Source organism: Rhizobium sp. R339 (assembly GCF_002211395.1).
In the GTDB taxonomy this organism is placed as follows: Bacteria; Pseudomonadota; Alphaproteobacteria; order Rhizobiales; family Rhizobiaceae; genus Rhizobium.
The window spans coordinates 317,825-332,760 of sequence record NZ_LOKV01000025.1 but is presented as its reverse complement, the minus strand read 5'-3'; the positions used below and the strand labels follow the sequence as shown (position 1 = coordinate 332,760).

The following is a 14,936-nucleotide window of genomic DNA, read 5'->3' as shown; positions in this document are numbered from 1 at the left end:
ATGTGGGTAGGCAACGCCTTCAATCCAAGCGGCATCAGGGTGCTTTCGCGCCGTCATCTCCCGCCGGACGGATGCGCAGCTTGGTGATCCGGTTCTTCTCCCGCTTCATAACGACGAAGCGCTTGCCGTAGAAGGTGAAGGCCTGACGCTCCTCCGGGATGGTCATGGATTCGTGAATGACGAGGCCGGCGATCGTCGTCGCCTCCTCGTCGGGCAGGTTCCAGTCGAGCGCGCGGTTCAGATCTCGGATCGGCACGCCGCCGTCGACGACGACCGAACCGTCCGCCTCCTGGCGCACGCCCTGCATCTCGATATCGTGTTCATCGGAAATATCGCCGACGATTTCCTCGAGAATATCCTCCAGCGTGACGATGCCCTGCACCTCGCCATATTCGTCGACGACGACGGCGAAATGCTGCTTGCGGCGCAGGAAGGCGTTGAGCTGGTCTTCGAGATTGGTGCTGTCGGGCACGAACCACGGCTTCTGCGCGATCTTCACGACATCGAGGTTGTGCGGCTCCATGTTCGGCTCAGCCAGTGCTCGCAGCAGATCCTTGGCGTGCACGACGCCGATGATGTTGTCGATCGTGCCGCGCCACAGCGGCATGCGCGTATAGGGGCTTTCGAGAATGGCGCGCACCACGGCTTCCGGCGGATCGTCGGCATTGATCGCCCGCATCTTGGTGCGGTGGACCATGATATCGGACAGTTCCAGCTGACTGAGGTCTAGCACGCCGCCGAGACGGTCGCGGTCGGCCTTCACCACCGATCCCTCGCGGTGCAGGAGATCGACGGCGCCGCGCAGTTCCTCATGGGCCGTCAGCATCGACACCTCCCGCGACAGATTGATGCCGAAGAGCGCCAGGATCCGCCGTACGACCCCGTTGACGAAGGAGGACACGGGGCCGACGACGGCGACGAAGATCCTTGCGGGAAGCGCGACGGTAAGCGCGAAGCGTTCCGGCGTCGAAATTGCCCAGCTCTTCGGCAGCACTTCCGCGAAGACGACCAGGATGACCGTCATGGCGAGCGTCGCCAGCGCCACGCCGGAACTGCCGAACAGGCCGAGGAAGAGGCTGGTCGCGATCGAGGAGGAAAGGATGTTGGCGAGATTATTGCCGATGAGCAGCGCGCCGATCAGCCGGTCGCGCCTTTCGATCAGCTGGCGCACCAGGCCGGCCCGTTCGTCGCCATTGGCTTCGAGCGTATGGATGCGGCTGCGCGACACGGCGGTCAGCGCGGTTTCCGAGCCGGAAAAGAAGGCCGACAGGAGCACGAGCGCGGCGATCGAAACAATCTCCGGCCAATATGCCGCGAGAAATTCCAGAGCGCCTTCGATCGTCATCGGGCGTGCTTTTCCCTGAGAAAGCTGACGACCTCGGAGGCCGGAACGTCGTCGGCGACGAAGGACTGGCCGATGCCGCGTGTCAGGATGAAGGTGAGCCTGCCGCTCTTGACCTTCTTGTCCTGCGCGATCGCCTCCATCAGCGTTTCGGCCGGCGGCAGCTCGCCCGGAATGTCGGACATCAGGGTCGGCAGGCCGACCTCCTTCAGATGCCGCTCGACGCGGCGCGCATCGTCGGGGCTGGCAAGGTTCATCCGTGCGGAGAATTCATGCGCCAGCACCATGCCGATCGAAACGCCCTCTCCATGCACCAGCCGGCGGCTGTCATAGGCGGTCGCCGCTTCCAGCGCATGGCCGAAGGTGTGGCCGAGATTGAGCAGCGCCCGCTGGCCGTTCTCGCGTTCGTCGGCGACGACGACGTCGGATTTGGCCCGGCAGCTTGTGGCAATCGCCTCGATGCGAGCAGGGCCGCCTGAGAAGACGGCTTTCCAGTTCGTTTCCAGCCAGGCGAAGAAATCCGGCTTGTCGATCAGCCCGTATTTCGCCACCTCGGCGTAACCGGCGCGGAATTCGCGCTCGCTCAGCGTATTCAAGACGTCCGTGTCGGCCAGGACCAGGTCCGGCTGATGAAAGACGCCGATCAGGTTCTTGCCGTGGCGGGAATTGATGCCGGTCTTGCCGCCGACCGAGGAATCGACCTGCGCCAGCAGCGAGGTCGGCACCTGCACGAAGCGCACGCCGCGCCGGACGATACCGGCGGCAAATCCCGAGAGATCGCCGATGACGCCGCCGCCGAGCGCAATGACGCAATCGTTGCGCTCGACCCGGGCTTCCAGCACCTTGTCGCACACATCAATCAGATGTTCGAAGCTCTTCGTCTTCTCGCCGGCCGGCAGAACGACCGTGGCCGAGACGATGCCCGCCGCATCGAGGCTTGCGACGAGCGCTTTGAGATAGAGCGGAGCAACATTTTCGTCGGTGACGATGGCCGCCTTGCGCCCCTTGAGACGCGAGGCGATCTCGGCGCCGGCGCGCGCGATGAGCCCCGGACCGATCAGGATATCGTAGGCGCGCTCGCCGAGCGGCACGTGCACCGTCTGGACGGCGGGAGCGGAGCTTATCGCATTCATGAGGCTGCACTTTCCTTATGGGCTTCGATCACGGCATTCAGCACCTCGTCGGCCATGATTTCCTTGCGCACGTCGCGCGAGAGCACGGTGAGGTCAGCCTGCGCATAGATCGGATAACGCGCGTTCATCAGGTTTTCGAGCGTCTGTTTCGGATTTTCGGTCTTCAGCAGCGGCCGCGTGTCGCGCTTGTTGACCCGTTCCCAGAGCACGTCGAGATCCGCCTTCAGCCAGACGGAGACGCCGCCCTTCTTGATATGCCTGCGCGTCCGCTCGTTGATGAAGGCGCCGCCGCCGGTGGAGACGACCCGCGGTCCGCCCTTCAAGAGCCGCTTCATCACCCGCGTTTCCAGCGCCCGGAACTCTTCCTCGCCATAGGCTGCGAAAAGCTCGGTGATCGTCATGCGCGACACTCGCTCGATTTCGTGGTCGCTGTCGATGAAGGGGATGCCGAGCTGGCTGGCGACGATGCGCCCGACTGCGGATTTTCCCGCACCCATCAGGCCGACGAGGATCAGATTGCGTGAACCGAGCGCGGCACGAGCTCTGTCTTTCAGACTGTCAGCAACGGTCAGCAGTGGTTCACTCATCGGTCCATTCACACTTTGTTTGCAAACCGTATCGACAAATGCAGGTGGAGCGTCAAGTCGCGGACAAGGGAATCATGGCTTGAATGGCGCTTCTTGCACTTGCGAACACGCTTCTTATAACAGAAGCACAGCATGAAGGAGTTGCCGGATGCCGACCCTGTTCCGTTTCCTGTTCTTCTGCGCGATCATCGCCGGGACGGTTTACGGAGCGATGTGGGCGCTTGTGACCTTCGTCGAGCCCGAGCCGCGCGACGTAACGATCCGCATTCCGTCCGAGCGGGTCAACCCGCCTCCGACGGGCACGATCGATCCTAGCAGGAAATGACGCCATGAGGGATCTCAGCCGCGTCCATGTGGAATCCTTCCTGGAGATGATGAGCGCCGAGCGCGGCGCAGCCGCCAACACGCTGCAATCCTACGAGCGCGACCTCGACGATGTCCGTTCGTTCCTGAACGGCAGAAACGTGCGCCTGACCGAGGCCGCCTCTGCCGATCTCGCCGCCTATCTCTCCTCGCTCGCCGGCCAGGGTTTCAAACCCTCCTCCCAGGCCCGCCGGCTTGCGGCGATGCGGCAGTTCTACAAGTTCCTTTATGCCGAAGGCATCCGCACCGACGATCCCACAGGCATTCTCGACGCGCCGAAGAAAGGCCGCCCCCTGCCGAAGACGATGGGCGTCGAGGAAGTCAGCCGGCTGCTGTCGCAAGCGCAGGCCGAGGCCGACGATCCGGCTCCCGGCCAGCTGCAGCGCCTGCGCATGCTGGCGCTGCTGGAGCTGCTTTATGCCACCGGGATGCGCGTCAGCGAACTGGTTTCGCTTCCGGCCCGCGTGCTCGATCAGGAGGGCCGCTTCCTGATGATCCGCGGCAAGGGCAACAAGGAACGGCTGGTGCCGCTGTCGCAATCGGCGATATCGGCCTTGAAATCCTACGGGCGCCTGATGGCGGCGGAAAACGCCGCGGCCAAAGATCCGCAGGAAAGCCCCTGGCTGTTTCCCGCCGCCTCCAAGGAAGGCTATCTGCCGCGCCAGGTTTTCGCCCGCGACCTCAAGAACCTCGCGATCCGCGCCGGTCTGACGCCCTCGATGATCTCGCCGCACGTCATGCGCCATGCCTTTGCAAGCCATCTGCTTGCCAATGGCGCCGATCTGCGCGTCGTGCAGGAACTCCTCGGCCATTCGGACATTTCGACCACACAGATCTACACGCATGTGCTCGAAGAGAGGCTGCAGCAGCTCGTCCAGACGCATCACCCCCTTGCCAAACAGGCGAAAAAGCACGAATAGGACCGGCGACAAGGGGCGGAGCCAGGAAAACGCCCCGGGCACAAGGAACGGAAACGCACCTCATGCACAATTATCTCGACTTCGAAAAGCCGATCTCCGACCTCGAAGGCAAGATCATCGAGCTGAAGAAGCTCGCAACGGAAGACGAGAGCATCGACACCACCGATGAGATCGGCAGGCTGGAGGTTCGCGTCCGCGAGGCGATCGTCGAAATCTATTCCAAGCTCAATCCCTGGCAGAAGACGCAGGTGGCCCGCCATCCGCAGCGCCCGCATTTCGTCGATTACGCCAAGACGCTGTTCCAGGAATTCACGCCGCTCGCCGGCGACCGCAAGTTTTCCGAGGATGCTGCGATCCAGGCCGGCCTTGCCCGCTTCCGCGGCCAGCCCGTCGCCGTCATCGGCCAGGAAAAGGGCAACGACACCAAGACGCGCCTGAAGCACAATTTCGGCAGCCCCCGCCCGGAAGGCTACCGCAAGGCGATCCGCATCCTTGAAATGGCCGACCGTTTCAGCCTGCCGGTCATTTCGCTGGTGGATACGGCAGGCGCCTATCCCGGCGTCGGCGCCGAAGAACGCGGCCAGGCGGAAGCCATCGCCCGCTCGACGGAAATGTGTCTCGGCGTCAAGGTTCCCCTCGTTTCCGTCGTCATCGGCGAAGGCGGCTCGGGCGGCGCGATAGCGATCGCCACCGGCAACCGCGTCTACATGCTCGAGCATTCGATCTACAGCGTCATCTCGCCGGAAGGCGCCGCCTCCATCCTCTGGCGCGATTCCACCCGCGCCCGGGAAGCGGCGACCAACATGAAGATCACCGCCGAAGACCTGAAATCGCTCGGCGTCATCGACGGCATCATTTCCGAACCGCTCGGCGGCGCGCATCGCGATCCCGACAGCGTGATAGCCGCAACCGGCGATGTGATCGCCAATGCGCTCGGCGAAATGGCCTCACGTTCCGGCGAGCAATTGCGCAACGAGCGGCGGCAGAAATTCCTCAATATGGGCCGCAATCTCTAAGCAAGACTTGGCGGCATCGATTGCGGCCAAACCTTGGCCACAATAATGTTATCTGTGACATTTGCGCTTGTGTTCCGGGCACGTCATAGGCTGTTAAGACTTTGTGAAGTATAAGCCACTTATGATTCCGCTTCGTGCCCGGACTCCATAGGCGGACCGGGTCGCATCATCTTTATGGGCTAGTTTGAATGCGCATACGTCATTTTGCCTATGTTTCCCTCATGGCGCTGGCTCTAGCCGGCTGCAACGATACGTTGGAAACGGCGCAGGTCGATCTTTCCAAGGTCAAGAACAAGGTCGAGCAGCCGCTTCCCTCCCATGTCCTTGCCCAGATGTCCGCCAAGGGCATGGATCGCAATTCGCCCATCATGATCCGCATCTTCAAGGAAGAAGGCGCGCTCGAAATCTGGAAGGCGAAGACCGACAACCGTTTCGACAAGATCGCCGATTACAAGATCTGCGCCTGGTCCGGCCGTCTCGGTCCGAAGGTCAAGACCGGCGACCGGCAGGCGCCGGAAGGCTTCTACGACCTGACGCGCGCCAACCTGAACCCCAATTCGAAATATTATCTGGCGATCAACACCGGCTTCCCGAACCGCTACGACGCGGTGAACGGCCGCACCGGATCCGATCTGATGATCCACGGCGCCTGCTCGTCCTCGGGCTGCTATTCGATGACCGACCAGCAGGTGCTCGAGATCTACGCCTTCGCCCGCGATGCCTTCAAGGGCGGCCAGACGAGCGTGCAGCTGCAGGCCTTCCCCTTCCGCATGACGGCGGAAAACATGGTGAAGCACCGCCTCGACCCGAACTACGACTTCTGGAAGATGCTGAAGGTCGGCTACGACAATTTCGAAGTGACGAAGCGCCCGCCCGAGGTGAACGTCTGCGAGAAGAAATATGTCTTCAACCAGCAGGCAACCGATGGCGGCGCCTTCAATGCCGGCGGCAAATGCCCTGTGATGTCGACACCGGCGGCGCTGACGGCGGCCCTTGCCTCCTACGGCAAGACCTATGACGCCGACTATGCCAAGGCCATGAGCAAATATGACGGCATGGCCTGGTACGATCCGTCCGAAGCAGAGCGCAAGGCCGTGGTCGCCAAGCTGCGCAAGGGCCGCGAACTCGCCTTCGCGCCGACCGGCACGTCGCTCGAAGCCGGCCGCATGGTCAAGGTCGCCGAACTCGAAGATATGATGGCCAAGCGCACCGCGCAAAGCCTCACCACCAACTCCGCGGCGGGCGCCACGCCCGCGGCACCCGCCCAGCCGCAGGCAACGGCCGTTGCCGCCGCAACACCCGCGGTCGTGCCGGTACCGACGCAGAACCCGCTGGCCTATACCGCGCCTGAACCGCAGGAAACGGCGGACGCCGCGACGAAGAAGCCCTTCTGGAAATTCTGGGCGCGGAACTGAACGGCTTGACCCCCGTTCTCTACGATCTTCGCGGCCTGAAATGCCCACTCCCCGTGATGAAGACGCGCAGGAAGCTTGCCGCCATGGCAAGCGGCGCGCTCATCCTCGTCGATACCAGCGACCCTCTGGCGGTGATCGACATGCCGCATTTCTGCAATGAGGACGGCCACGAACTGGTCGAGACGGAAAAGACCGACAACGGCCACCGCTTCCTGATCCGCAAGCGCTAAATTTCTCATCCATGAGCAAGCCGAAGGCGGCCGTCGCGCGCCTTCGCTCCCTGCGCGCGCTCCCGCCGTCGAGGATGATGCCGAAGCAGTCCCGAAAATTCATCATACAACTTGGCGACTTTTGTATGTTGACATTATCCCTTGCTGGTTTTAGCCATAATGCGCCGGTTGGAGGAGCGGCAGGATAAGGGGTCGATCGAGACCTTTGTTCCACGAGAAGAGCGCAAGTGCGTGCATGCAGATGTAAGCAGCCGTGCCGTCGGCCTCCGATGGCCACGTCGAGCTGCATTTGGCATGGCCGTTTGGCCTCTTCCCACACAACTTCTCAATCGTACCGACGCCAGTGCCTGATTGTGGAATATCGCCGGAAGAAGGCGACGCGTGCAGGGTTCTTTCCCTGGATTCGCAAAGCTGGCGTACCGACTGTGAAAAGTGAATTGTCATGCAATACGGGAGGATAGCATGAAGAATTTCGTTAAATTGGCGGCAGGTCTGATGGTTGCCGCAGCGTTCATGAGCAGCGCTGCCAGCGCTCAAACCGTGCTGAAATCATCCGATACCCATCCTGACGGTTATCCGACCGTCGAGGGCGTCAAATATTTCGGCGAGCTGGTCAAGGAGCGCACCAAGGGCCGCTATTCGGTCGAGGTGTATCATTCCGCCCAGCTCGGCGAGGAGAAGGACACGATCGAGCAGGTGCGCTCCGGCGTGATCGAGCTGAACCGCGTGTCGATGGCGCCCTTCAACGGCACTGTAAAGGAATCGATCGTTCCGGCCCTGCCCTACATCTTCCGTTCGGAAGAGCACATGCACAAGGTCATGGACGGGGCCGTCGGCGATCAGATCAAGAAGGCGTTCGAACCGGCCGGCCTCGTCGTGCTGGCCTTCTACGATGCCGGCGCGCGCTCCTTCTACAACAAGACGAAGCCGATCAACTCGGTGGCCGACATGAAAGGCCTGAAGTTCCGCGTCATCCAGTCCGACATCTTCGTCGATATGGTGGCGGCCCTTGGCGCCAATGCCACGCCCATGCCCTATGGCGAAGTCTATTCGGGGATCGAAACCGGCGTCATCGACGGCGCCGAGAACAATTTCCCGAGCTACGACACGGCCAAGCACGCCGAAGTAGCGAAGAACTACTCGCTCGACGAGCATACGATCCTGCCGGAAGTGTTCGTGATGAACAAGGCCGCGTTCGACAAGCTGACGCCGGAGGATCAGGAGATCTTCAAGCAGGCAGCCAAGGACAGCGTCGGCAAGCAGCGCGAACTCTGGTCGGCCAAGGTCGCTGAATCGCGCGGCAATGTCGAAAAGCTCGGCGCGCAGATCACCACACCGGAGAAGCAGGGCTTCATCGACGCCATGGCTCCGGTTTACGAAAAGCACGTCAAGGACGACGTGCTGAAGAAGATGGTCGAAGATGTGAAGGCCGTGCAATAATCGCAGCCTGCCTTCTTCTGATGGAGGACGGCGTCGGCATCGGGGTGGAGGCATTTCCACCCCGGTCCCTCTGCCTTCTCCTGCCTCATCTTTTCGATCCGCCCGATAAGGGACAGCAAGCGCCCATTTCGACGAGGTCCTTATGTCGAACACCCTGACACCTGCCGCCAATTTCATGACGCGGCTGAGCAACGCCGCGCTGTGGCTTGCCGGCATCGGCCTGGTGCTGATGACGGTCTTTGTCGCCTGGCAGGTATTTTGCCGCTACGTGCTGAACGACTCGCCGAGCTGGACGGAGCCGGGCTCGGTCATGCTGATGAGCTGGTTCATCTTCCTGGGCGCCGCCGTCGGCATCCGCGAGAACAATCATCTCGGTTTTGACGTGCTGCTTTATGTGCTGCCGAAATCTGGAAAACGCGTGCTGCGCATGATCTCGGACGTCGTCATCCTCGCCTTCGGCGCCGGCATGATCTGGTACGGCGGCGCGCTCATGAGCCTGACCTGGAACACCACCCTGCCGTCGCTGGGCATCTCGGGCGCGTTCGATTACCTGCCGCTCGCCGCCGGCGGCGTACTTGCCGTGATCTTCTCGCTGGAACGCATCGTGCTGCGCCTCGCCGGCGAACCGATCGACGAAGTGCTGGATGAGGTTCTGCCGGCGGAAATCGCCGTCGAGATCGAAAACATCAACGCCGACCCGAACGCAAAATTGAAGGTGTAGCGCGATGGAACTCTGGATCCTGTTTGGTGTTTTCACCGCCCTGATGTTGATCGGCACGCCGATCGCCTTCTGCCTCGGCGTCGCCAGCTTCGCGACGGTGCTCTACATGGGCCTGCCGCCCCTGGTCATCTTTCAGCGGCTCAACTCCGGCATGAGCGTCTTCTCTCTGCTTGCCATCCCCTTCTTCATCTATGCCGGCGACCTCATGGTGCGCGGCGGCATTGCGAGCCGCATCGTCGCCTTTGCCGCTTCCCTTGTGGGCCACGTGCGCGGCGGGCTTGGACAGGTCAACATCGTCACGGCAACGCTGTTCGGCGGCATTTCCGGTTCGGCGGTGGCAGAAGCGGCAGCCGTCGGCGGCCTGATGATCCCGCAGATGAAGCAGCGCGGCTATGGCGCCGACTATGCGGTCAACGTCACATCGATGGCGGCTTTGATCGCACTGCTCCTGCCGCCCTCCCACAATATGATCATCTATTCGATCTCGGCCGGCGGCAAGATCTCGATCGCCGACCTCTTCACCGCCGGCGTGCTGCCTGGCCTGTTGCTTGCAGCAGCGCTCATGGTGACCGCCTACATCGTCGCGCGCTCACGCGGTTATCCCACCGAGCCGTTTCCCGGCCTCGCCATGGTGGCGCATTTGCTTGCTGTCGCAGTGCCCGGGCTCCTGCTGATCGCGATCATCTTCGGCGGCGTGAGATCCGGCATCTTCACGGCGACGGAAAGCTCCTGCATCGCCGTCATCTACGCGCTGCTGGTAACCATCTTCGTCTACCGGCAAATGAGCTGGAAGGACTTCGTCCACGCCACGCACGGCGCGGTGCGTACAACGGCAATGGTGCTTCTGATCATCGGCACCGCGGCCGCATTCTCCTGGCTGATGGCCTTCCTCAAGGTGCCGGCCTCGCTGGTTCTCTGGATGAAGTCGGTCGCCGACGACCCGCTGACGGTGCTGCTCCTGCTCAACGTCCTCATGCTGGTGCTCGGCACTTTCATGGACATGGGCCCGACCATCATCATCTGCACGCCGATCTTCCTGCCGGTGGCGCAGGCCTACGGCGTCGATCCGGTGCATTTCGGCGTGATCATGATCCTGAATTTCGGCATCGGGCTGAACACGCCTCCGGTCGGCGCGGTGCAATTCGTGGCTTGCGCGGTCGGCAAGATTTCCGTCTGGGAGGCGATGCGGTCGATCTGGCCGTTCTATGGGGCAGGCCTCGTGGTGCTCGGGCTGGTCACCTACATCCCGGCGATTTCGCTGTGGCTGCCGGCCGTGTTCAAATAGGAGGCCGACATGGCTGCCGATACAGCCGTTGATCTGAAGATCGAGCGAAAGCCGAAACTCTGCGAAAGCGTGGTTTCGGCCATCCGCGGTCAGGTCTTGTCAGGCGAATACGCGCCCGGCGAAAAGCTGCCGACCGAGACCCGGATGGGCGAACTTTTCGGCGTCAGCCGCACCGTCGTCCGCGAGGCGATCGCAACCCTTGCCGCCGACGGGCTCGTCGAGGCGCGGCAGGGAGCAGGCGTTTTCGTGAAAAACCATCCGACGATCGCCTTCGGTTCGATCAGCCTCGATGTCGGCAACAAGATTTCCCATGCGCTCAACGTCATCGAGGTGCGCATGGGGCTGGAGATCGAAAGCGCCGGCCTTGCCGCGCAGCGCCGCAATGCCGCCCAGGAGGCGCAGATCCAGGAAGCGTTCTTCGAATTCGACCGGCTGCTCGAGCGCGGCGAAGCGACGGGCAAGAGCGACTTCGCCTTCCACCGGCAAATCGCCGCGGCCACCAACAATTCATATTATGTGGAAGTCCTCGACGCGCTTGGCATGCGGGCCATCCCCTGCGACGTCGCCTCCCCCTGGGGCACAGACAGCACGCTCTCGCGCGATTATCAGGAAGGCCTGCAGCGCGAGCATCTGGCAATTCTGAAGGCGATTTCGGCCGGCGACCCGGAAGCCGCCCGCGCCGCCATGCGCGCCCACCTGACCGCAAGCCAGGAGCGCTACCGCGTCCTGCTGAGCGGCCAGCAGGCCCGATGGCTTTCGGGCATCCCTAAAAAGGCCTAATCGCGCGTCAGATCCGCATGCCGGGAATGGCAAGCGGATTGTCCGACAGCGCTGCGCGATCCGGCGTATCGATGCGCGGCTTGCCGAGAAAGGCATCGAAAAGATCCTTCACGAAAGCCTCCGGCAGGTCCTTGGTGATCAGCACCATGCGCGTGCGCCGGTCTTGCGGGTCCGGCCAGGCGGCAAGACGCACCGGCGGATGGAAAATGCTCTGGACGCCATGCAGCACCAGCGGCCGCTCGGGCCGGTCGGAGACGGAAACGATCGCCTTCATCCTGAGCAGCTTCTCGCCATGGGCCGAGCGCAGGAGATCGATGAACATGTCGAGCGCCATCGGATCGATCGGCTTCTCCTCGATGATGGAGAAGGATCGGATCGACGCGTCATGGCGGTTGACGTCATGCGGATCCTGGTCCGTCTGACCGTGATGGTGGTCGTGGTGATGGCGATGGTGATGCCCATGATCGCCGTGATGATGATCGTGACTGTGACCATGATGATGCGCCTCATGCGCATCCTCGTCCTGCAGCCAGCGGCCGACATCGGCAATCTTCGTCGCCGGATCGTAGAGCCCGTTCACCAGCACCGCGGCCGTGCCTGCCTCGGCGCTGTCAGCATCCATTATCGCAGCGCGCGGATTAAGAGCCCTGAGGCGCTTTTCCAACGCGTCCATCTCACCGGCCATCGACCGTTTCGAGACGATCAGCCGGTCGGCGACCGCTGCCTGCTTGCGCGCTTCCTCGTGATTTCCGAGCGTCTGCAGCCCGTTCACCGCATCCACGACCGTGACGACGCCGTCGAGCTCGAAATTCGTGGCGATGATGGGATTGCCCATGATCGCCTGCATCACCGGCGCCGGGTCGGCAAGGCCGGTCGTTTCGATGACGACGCGCTTCACCGGCTTGACGCGGCCCGTCTGCACGGCATCCATCAGGTTCGCCAGCGTATCCACAAGTTCGCCGCGCACGGTGCAGCACAGGCAGCCATCCGACAGCTCGATGATCGAATCGCCGGAGCTTTCGACCAGGAGGTGGTCGATCCCGACATCGCCGAACTCGTTGATGATGACGGCCGCGTCCTTCATCGAGGGATCTTTGAGGATGCGGTTGAGCAGCGTCGATTTGCCGGCGCCGAGAAAGCCGGTCAGGATGGTGACCGGGATCCTGTCGTTGAGCGCACTCATCTCACTTCGCCTTTAGAAAGCTGTCGGGCGCGGCATCGGCACCGGAATATTGGCGATCGTTCCTGCCGTATCACCGCGAGCCACCTTTTCCGGCTTCTCGGCCGGCTGCGGGTCCTGCCCTGGAATGAGGCCGGCAAAGACGAATTGCGGCTCATGATCCATTTCCCGGATATAGGGCGACTGCACCTTCATGCGGCCGACCTCATCGCGCGTTTCGCTGCGTATCTTGGCGCCCTTGGCGCTGCAGATATCGGCGCTGATATCGGTCACCTGGTCCTGGCCCGGCCCATATGGCCGCAGCGAACCGAGCGTGTCGGAAGCGGGCATCTGGGTGGTGAAACCCTTCTGCAAGAGGTTCGCCGTCGCATCGGCGCGCGCCGCAAGGCTGTCCGTGCCGAGCACGACGGAAACCAGCGTGCGGCCGTTGCGCGTCGCCGAACCGATCTGGTTGAAGCCCGAGGCACAGATGAAACCGGTCTTCATGCCGTCCGCGCCGGCGAAACGGCCGATCAGCATGTTGAGGTTCGGCACGTTCTGCTGGCCCGTCGTGAAGCCTTCGAGGGAGAAATAGCCGGCATATTGCGGAAAATCGCGGCGCAGAGCCACCGTCAGCACCGCAAGATCGCGCGCCGTCGTATATTGGCCCTTGCCGGGCAGGCCGTTCGGGTTGACGAAATGCGAATCCGTCATGCCGAGCTTCAACGCCGCGCCGTTCATGCGCGTCACGAAGCCTTCCTGCGTGCCGCCGACGGCTTCGGCGACCGCAACCGCGACATCGTTCGCCGATTTCACCAGCAGGATCTTCAGCGCGCTGTCGAGCGTCAGCTTCTGGCCCGGCTTGAAGTACATCTTGGCGGCTGGCTGCGCGGCGGCGCGCTTGCTGATGACAATAGGCGTGTCGAGGCTGATCTGACCGGCGCGGATCGCGTCGAACACGGTATAGACGGTCATCAGCTTGGTGAGCGAGGCCGGATACCATTTGCGGAAGGCTTCTTCGTGCTCGAGCACGCGGCCGGTCTGCACGTCGACGAGAATATGCGGATTGGCCTGGGCAAGCGGAACGGAAGCAAGAAAACCGGCAGTCGCGGCGACTATGAAGCTAAGTGGCCGCAATGCGGCAAATAAACCAAAGTGGCTCGTCGACACGGCTCATCCTTCAGATATCAGGAAATCTCGAAAGCTTCACCTATCTAGCCTATATGGCTATGACATGGCAAAGGTCATTGACGAAGTAATTTGCATGAGCCTCACGCCCTTGTGAAGCGATCAACGATTGCCGGGATTGATAACAGGAACGCCAATATGCCGATTTTGAACAGAGCCGCCGAATTGCAGGACGAAGTCGCCGAATGGCGCCGCCATATCCACGCCCGGCCCGAGCTCCTTTTCGCGGTGGAAAACACGGCCGCCTTCGTTGCCGAAAAGCTCAAGGAATTCGGCGTCGACGAGATCGTCACCGGCATCGGCCGCACCGGCGTCGTCGGCCTCATCAAGGGCAAGGGCGAAGGCCGCCGCACGGTCGGTCTGCGCGCCGACATGGATGCGCTGCCGCTGACCGAAATCACCGGCAAGCCCTGGGCCTCGAAGACGCCGGGCAAGATGCATGCCTGCGGCCATGACGGCCACACCGCCATGCTGCTCGGCGCGGCGAAATACCTGGCCGAGACCCGCAATTTCAACGGCAATATCGCCGTCATCTTCCAGCCCGCCGAAGAAGGCGGCGGCGGCGGCAACCTGATGGTCCAGGACGGCATGATGGAACGCTTCGGCATCGAAGAGGTCTACGGCATGCACAACCTGCCGGGCCTGCCTGTGGGACAGTTCGCCATCCGCAAGGGCGCCATCATGGCGGCGACCGACGAATTCACCGTCACCATCAAGGGCCGCGGCGGCCACGCCGCCCAGCCGCATCGCACGATCGACCCGATCGCCATCGGCGCCCAGATCGTCACCAACCTGCAGATGATCGCCTCGCGCACCATCGATCCGCTGGCCTCGGTCGTCGTCTCCGTCACCAAGTTCAATGCCGGTTTCGCCCATAACGTCATCCCCAACGACGCGACATTCGCCGGCACCGTCCGCACCCTTGATCCCGAGATACGCACGCTCGCCGAGACCCGGCTGCGGCAGGTCATCGAAGGCGTGGTCGCAGCCCACGGCGCCGAGGCCGAAATCAGTTTTCACCGCAATTATCCCGTCACCATCAACCACCCCGACGAGACCGAACATGCCGTCGCCGTCGCCGGCGCCATTGCCGGCGAGGGCAACGTCAATCCCGAGATCAATCCGATGATGGGCGGCGAGGATTTTTCCTACATGCTGAACGCCCGTCCCGGCGCCTTCATCTTCATCGGCAACGGCGACAGCGCCGGCCTGCACAACCCGGCCTACGACTTCAACGACGAAGCCATCGCCCACGGCATCTCCTACTGGGTCCGCCTCGCCGAACAGCGCTTGGGTGTCTAAAGCGTATCGCGATCTTTCAGATCGCTCCTCGCTTTAGGTTTCTTGTTTTTTGCGC

General features: G+C 62.4%; 15 protein-coding genes. 10 read left to right on the top strand and 5 right to left on the bottom strand.

Annotation, left to right across the window (positions count from 1 at the left end; genetic code table 11):
- Positions 1-34: 34 nt before the first annotated feature.
- From ATY76_RS26595 to ATY76_RS26585, 3 genes are read right to left on the bottom strand one after another with little or no spacing between them, the layout of a single operon-like run.
- On the bottom strand, positions 35-1,345 hold the full coding sequence (locus ATY76_RS26595; RefSeq protein ID WP_088677637.1) for an HlyC/CorC family transporter: 1,311 nt from the start codon (positions 1,343-1,345) through the stop codon (positions 35-37).
- Positions 1,342-2,475, bottom strand: coding sequence for a 3-dehydroquinate synthase (gene aroB, locus ATY76_RS26590; RefSeq protein ID WP_088677636.1), 1,134 nt, complete (start codon positions 2,473-2,475; stop codon positions 1,342-1,344). Before aroB ends, ATY76_RS26595 begins: the two co-directional genes overlap by 4 nt.
- Positions 2,472-3,062 carry a shikimate kinase gene (locus ATY76_RS26585; protein WP_088677635.1) on the bottom strand — a complete coding sequence of 197 codons (591 nt, stop codon included), beginning with the start codon at positions 3,060-3,062 and terminating at the stop codon, positions 2,472-2,474. Before ATY76_RS26585 ends, aroB begins: the two co-directional genes overlap by 4 nt.
- A 148-nt stretch (positions 3,063-3,210) precedes the next feature.
- Here ATY76_RS26585 and ATY76_RS33850 point away from each other — a divergent pair, with 148 nt between their 5' ends.
- The 9 genes from ATY76_RS33850 to ATY76_RS26540 all read left to right on the top strand — a co-directional run bounded on the left by ATY76_RS33850 (position 3,211) and on the right by ATY76_RS26540 (position 11,232).
- Positions 3,211-3,387, top strand: coding sequence for a hypothetical protein (locus tag ATY76_RS33850; RefSeq protein ID WP_088677634.1), 177 nt, complete (start codon positions 3,211-3,213; stop codon positions 3,385-3,387).
- 4 nt (positions 3,388-3,391) lie between these two features.
- Positions 3,392-4,345, top strand: a complete 954-nt coding sequence (gene xerD, locus ATY76_RS26575) for a site-specific tyrosine recombinase XerD (protein ID WP_088677633.1) — start codon at positions 3,392-3,394, stop codon at positions 4,343-4,345.
- A gap of 62 nt (positions 4,346-4,407) precedes the next feature.
- Positions 4,408-5,361 (top strand): acetyl-CoA carboxylase carboxyltransferase subunit alpha, encoded by a 954-nt coding sequence (locus ATY76_RS26570; protein ID WP_088677632.1) that lies wholly within the window; start codon positions 4,408-4,410, stop codon positions 5,359-5,361.
- A 188-nt stretch (positions 5,362-5,549) separates the two neighbouring features.
- Positions 5,550-6,776 carry a murein L,D-transpeptidase family protein gene (locus ATY76_RS26565; protein WP_088677631.1) on the top strand — a complete coding sequence of 409 codons (1,227 nt, stop codon included), beginning with the start codon at positions 5,550-5,552 and terminating at the stop codon, positions 6,774-6,776.
- 5 nt (positions 6,777-6,781) lie between these two features.
- Complete coding sequence (locus tag ATY76_RS26560) at positions 6,782-7,006, top strand: sulfurtransferase TusA family protein (protein WP_088677630.1); 225 nt, start codon at positions 6,782-6,784, stop codon at positions 7,004-7,006.
- A 462-nt stretch (positions 7,007-7,468) separates the two neighbouring features.
- On the top strand, positions 7,469-8,446 hold the full coding sequence (locus ATY76_RS26555; RefSeq protein ID WP_088677629.1) for a TRAP transporter substrate-binding protein: 978 nt from the start codon (positions 7,469-7,471) through the stop codon (positions 8,444-8,446).
- 142 nt (positions 8,447-8,588) lie between these two features.
- Entirely contained in the window at positions 8,589-9,167 is a 579-nt protein-coding gene (locus ATY76_RS26550; RefSeq protein ID WP_141103965.1) for a TRAP transporter small permease, read from the top strand.
- A 4-nt stretch (positions 9,168-9,171) separates the two neighbouring features.
- The gene (locus ATY76_RS26545) at positions 9,172-10,452 is read left to right on the top strand and encodes a TRAP transporter large permease (RefSeq protein WP_088677628.1); all 1,281 of its coding nucleotides are present in this window, start codon (positions 9,172-9,174) and stop codon (positions 10,450-10,452) included.
- A 9-nt stretch (positions 10,453-10,461) separates the two neighbouring features.
- Positions 10,462-11,232 (top strand): FadR/GntR family transcriptional regulator, encoded by a 771-nt coding sequence (locus tag ATY76_RS26540; protein ID WP_088677627.1) that lies wholly within the window; start codon positions 10,462-10,464, stop codon positions 11,230-11,232.
- 7 nt (positions 11,233-11,239) lie between these two features.
- Here the strand turns inward: ATY76_RS26540 and ATY76_RS26535 are convergent, their stop codons facing one another.
- On the bottom strand, positions 11,240-12,415 hold the full coding sequence (locus ATY76_RS26535) for a GTP-binding protein (protein WP_088677626.1): 1,176 nt from the start codon (positions 12,413-12,415) through the stop codon (positions 11,240-11,242).
- A gap of 12 nt (positions 12,416-12,427) precedes the next feature.
- Complete coding sequence (locus tag ATY76_RS26530; protein WP_088677625.1) at positions 12,428-13,561, bottom strand: D-alanyl-D-alanine carboxypeptidase family protein; 1,134 nt, start codon at positions 13,559-13,561, stop codon at positions 12,428-12,430.
- Between the two features lie 156 nt (positions 13,562-13,717).
- On the opposite strand from ATY76_RS26530, the gene ATY76_RS26525 reads away from it, so the two are divergent.
- Positions 13,718-14,881: a M20 aminoacylase family protein gene (locus ATY76_RS26525; protein ID WP_088677624.1), complete on the top strand. Its 1,164-nt coding sequence runs from the start codon at positions 13,718-13,720 to the stop codon at positions 14,879-14,881.
- Positions 14,882-14,936: the final 55 nt, after the last annotated feature.

Coding starts and splice junctions, on each gene's coding strand:
- xerD (WP_088677633.1), top strand. CDS start 3,392: ATGAGGGATCTCAGCCGCGTCCATGTGGAATCCTTCCTGGAGATGATG.
- ATY76_RS26565 (WP_088677631.1), top strand. CDS start 5,550: ATGCGCATACGTCATTTTGCCTATGTTTCCCTCATGGCGCTGGCTCTA.
- ATY76_RS26595 (WP_088677637.1), bottom strand. CDS start 1,345: ATGACGATCGAAGGCGCTCTGGAATTTCTCGCGGCATATTGGCCGGAG.
- ATY76_RS26555 (WP_088677629.1), top strand. CDS start 7,469: ATGAAGAATTTCGTTAAATTGGCGGCAGGTCTGATGGTTGCCGCAGCG.
- ATY76_RS26570 (WP_088677632.1), top strand. CDS start 4,408: ATGCACAATTATCTCGACTTCGAAAAGCCGATCTCCGACCTCGAAGGC.
- ATY76_RS26525 (WP_088677624.1), top strand. CDS start 13,718: ATGCCGATTTTGAACAGAGCCGCCGAATTGCAGGACGAAGTCGCCGAA.
- ATY76_RS33850 (WP_088677634.1), top strand. CDS start 3,211: ATGCCGACCCTGTTCCGTTTCCTGTTCTTCTGCGCGATCATCGCCGGG.
- ATY76_RS26550 (WP_141103965.1), top strand. CDS start 8,589: ATGTCGAACACCCTGACACCTGCCGCCAATTTCATGACGCGGCTGAGC.
- ATY76_RS26545 (WP_088677628.1), top strand. CDS start 9,172: ATGGAACTCTGGATCCTGTTTGGTGTTTTCACCGCCCTGATGTTGATC.
- ATY76_RS26540 (WP_088677627.1), top strand. CDS start 10,462: ATGGCTGCCGATACAGCCGTTGATCTGAAGATCGAGCGAAAGCCGAAA.
- aroB (WP_088677636.1), bottom strand. CDS start 2,475: ATGAATGCGATAAGCTCCGCTCCCGCCGTCCAGACGGTGCACGTGCCG.
- ATY76_RS26585 (WP_088677635.1), bottom strand. CDS start 3,062: ATGAGTGAACCACTGCTGACCGTTGCTGACAGTCTGAAAGACAGAGCT.
- ATY76_RS26535 (WP_088677626.1), bottom strand. CDS start 12,415: ATGAGTGCGCTCAACGACAGGATCCCGGTCACCATCCTGACCGGCTTT.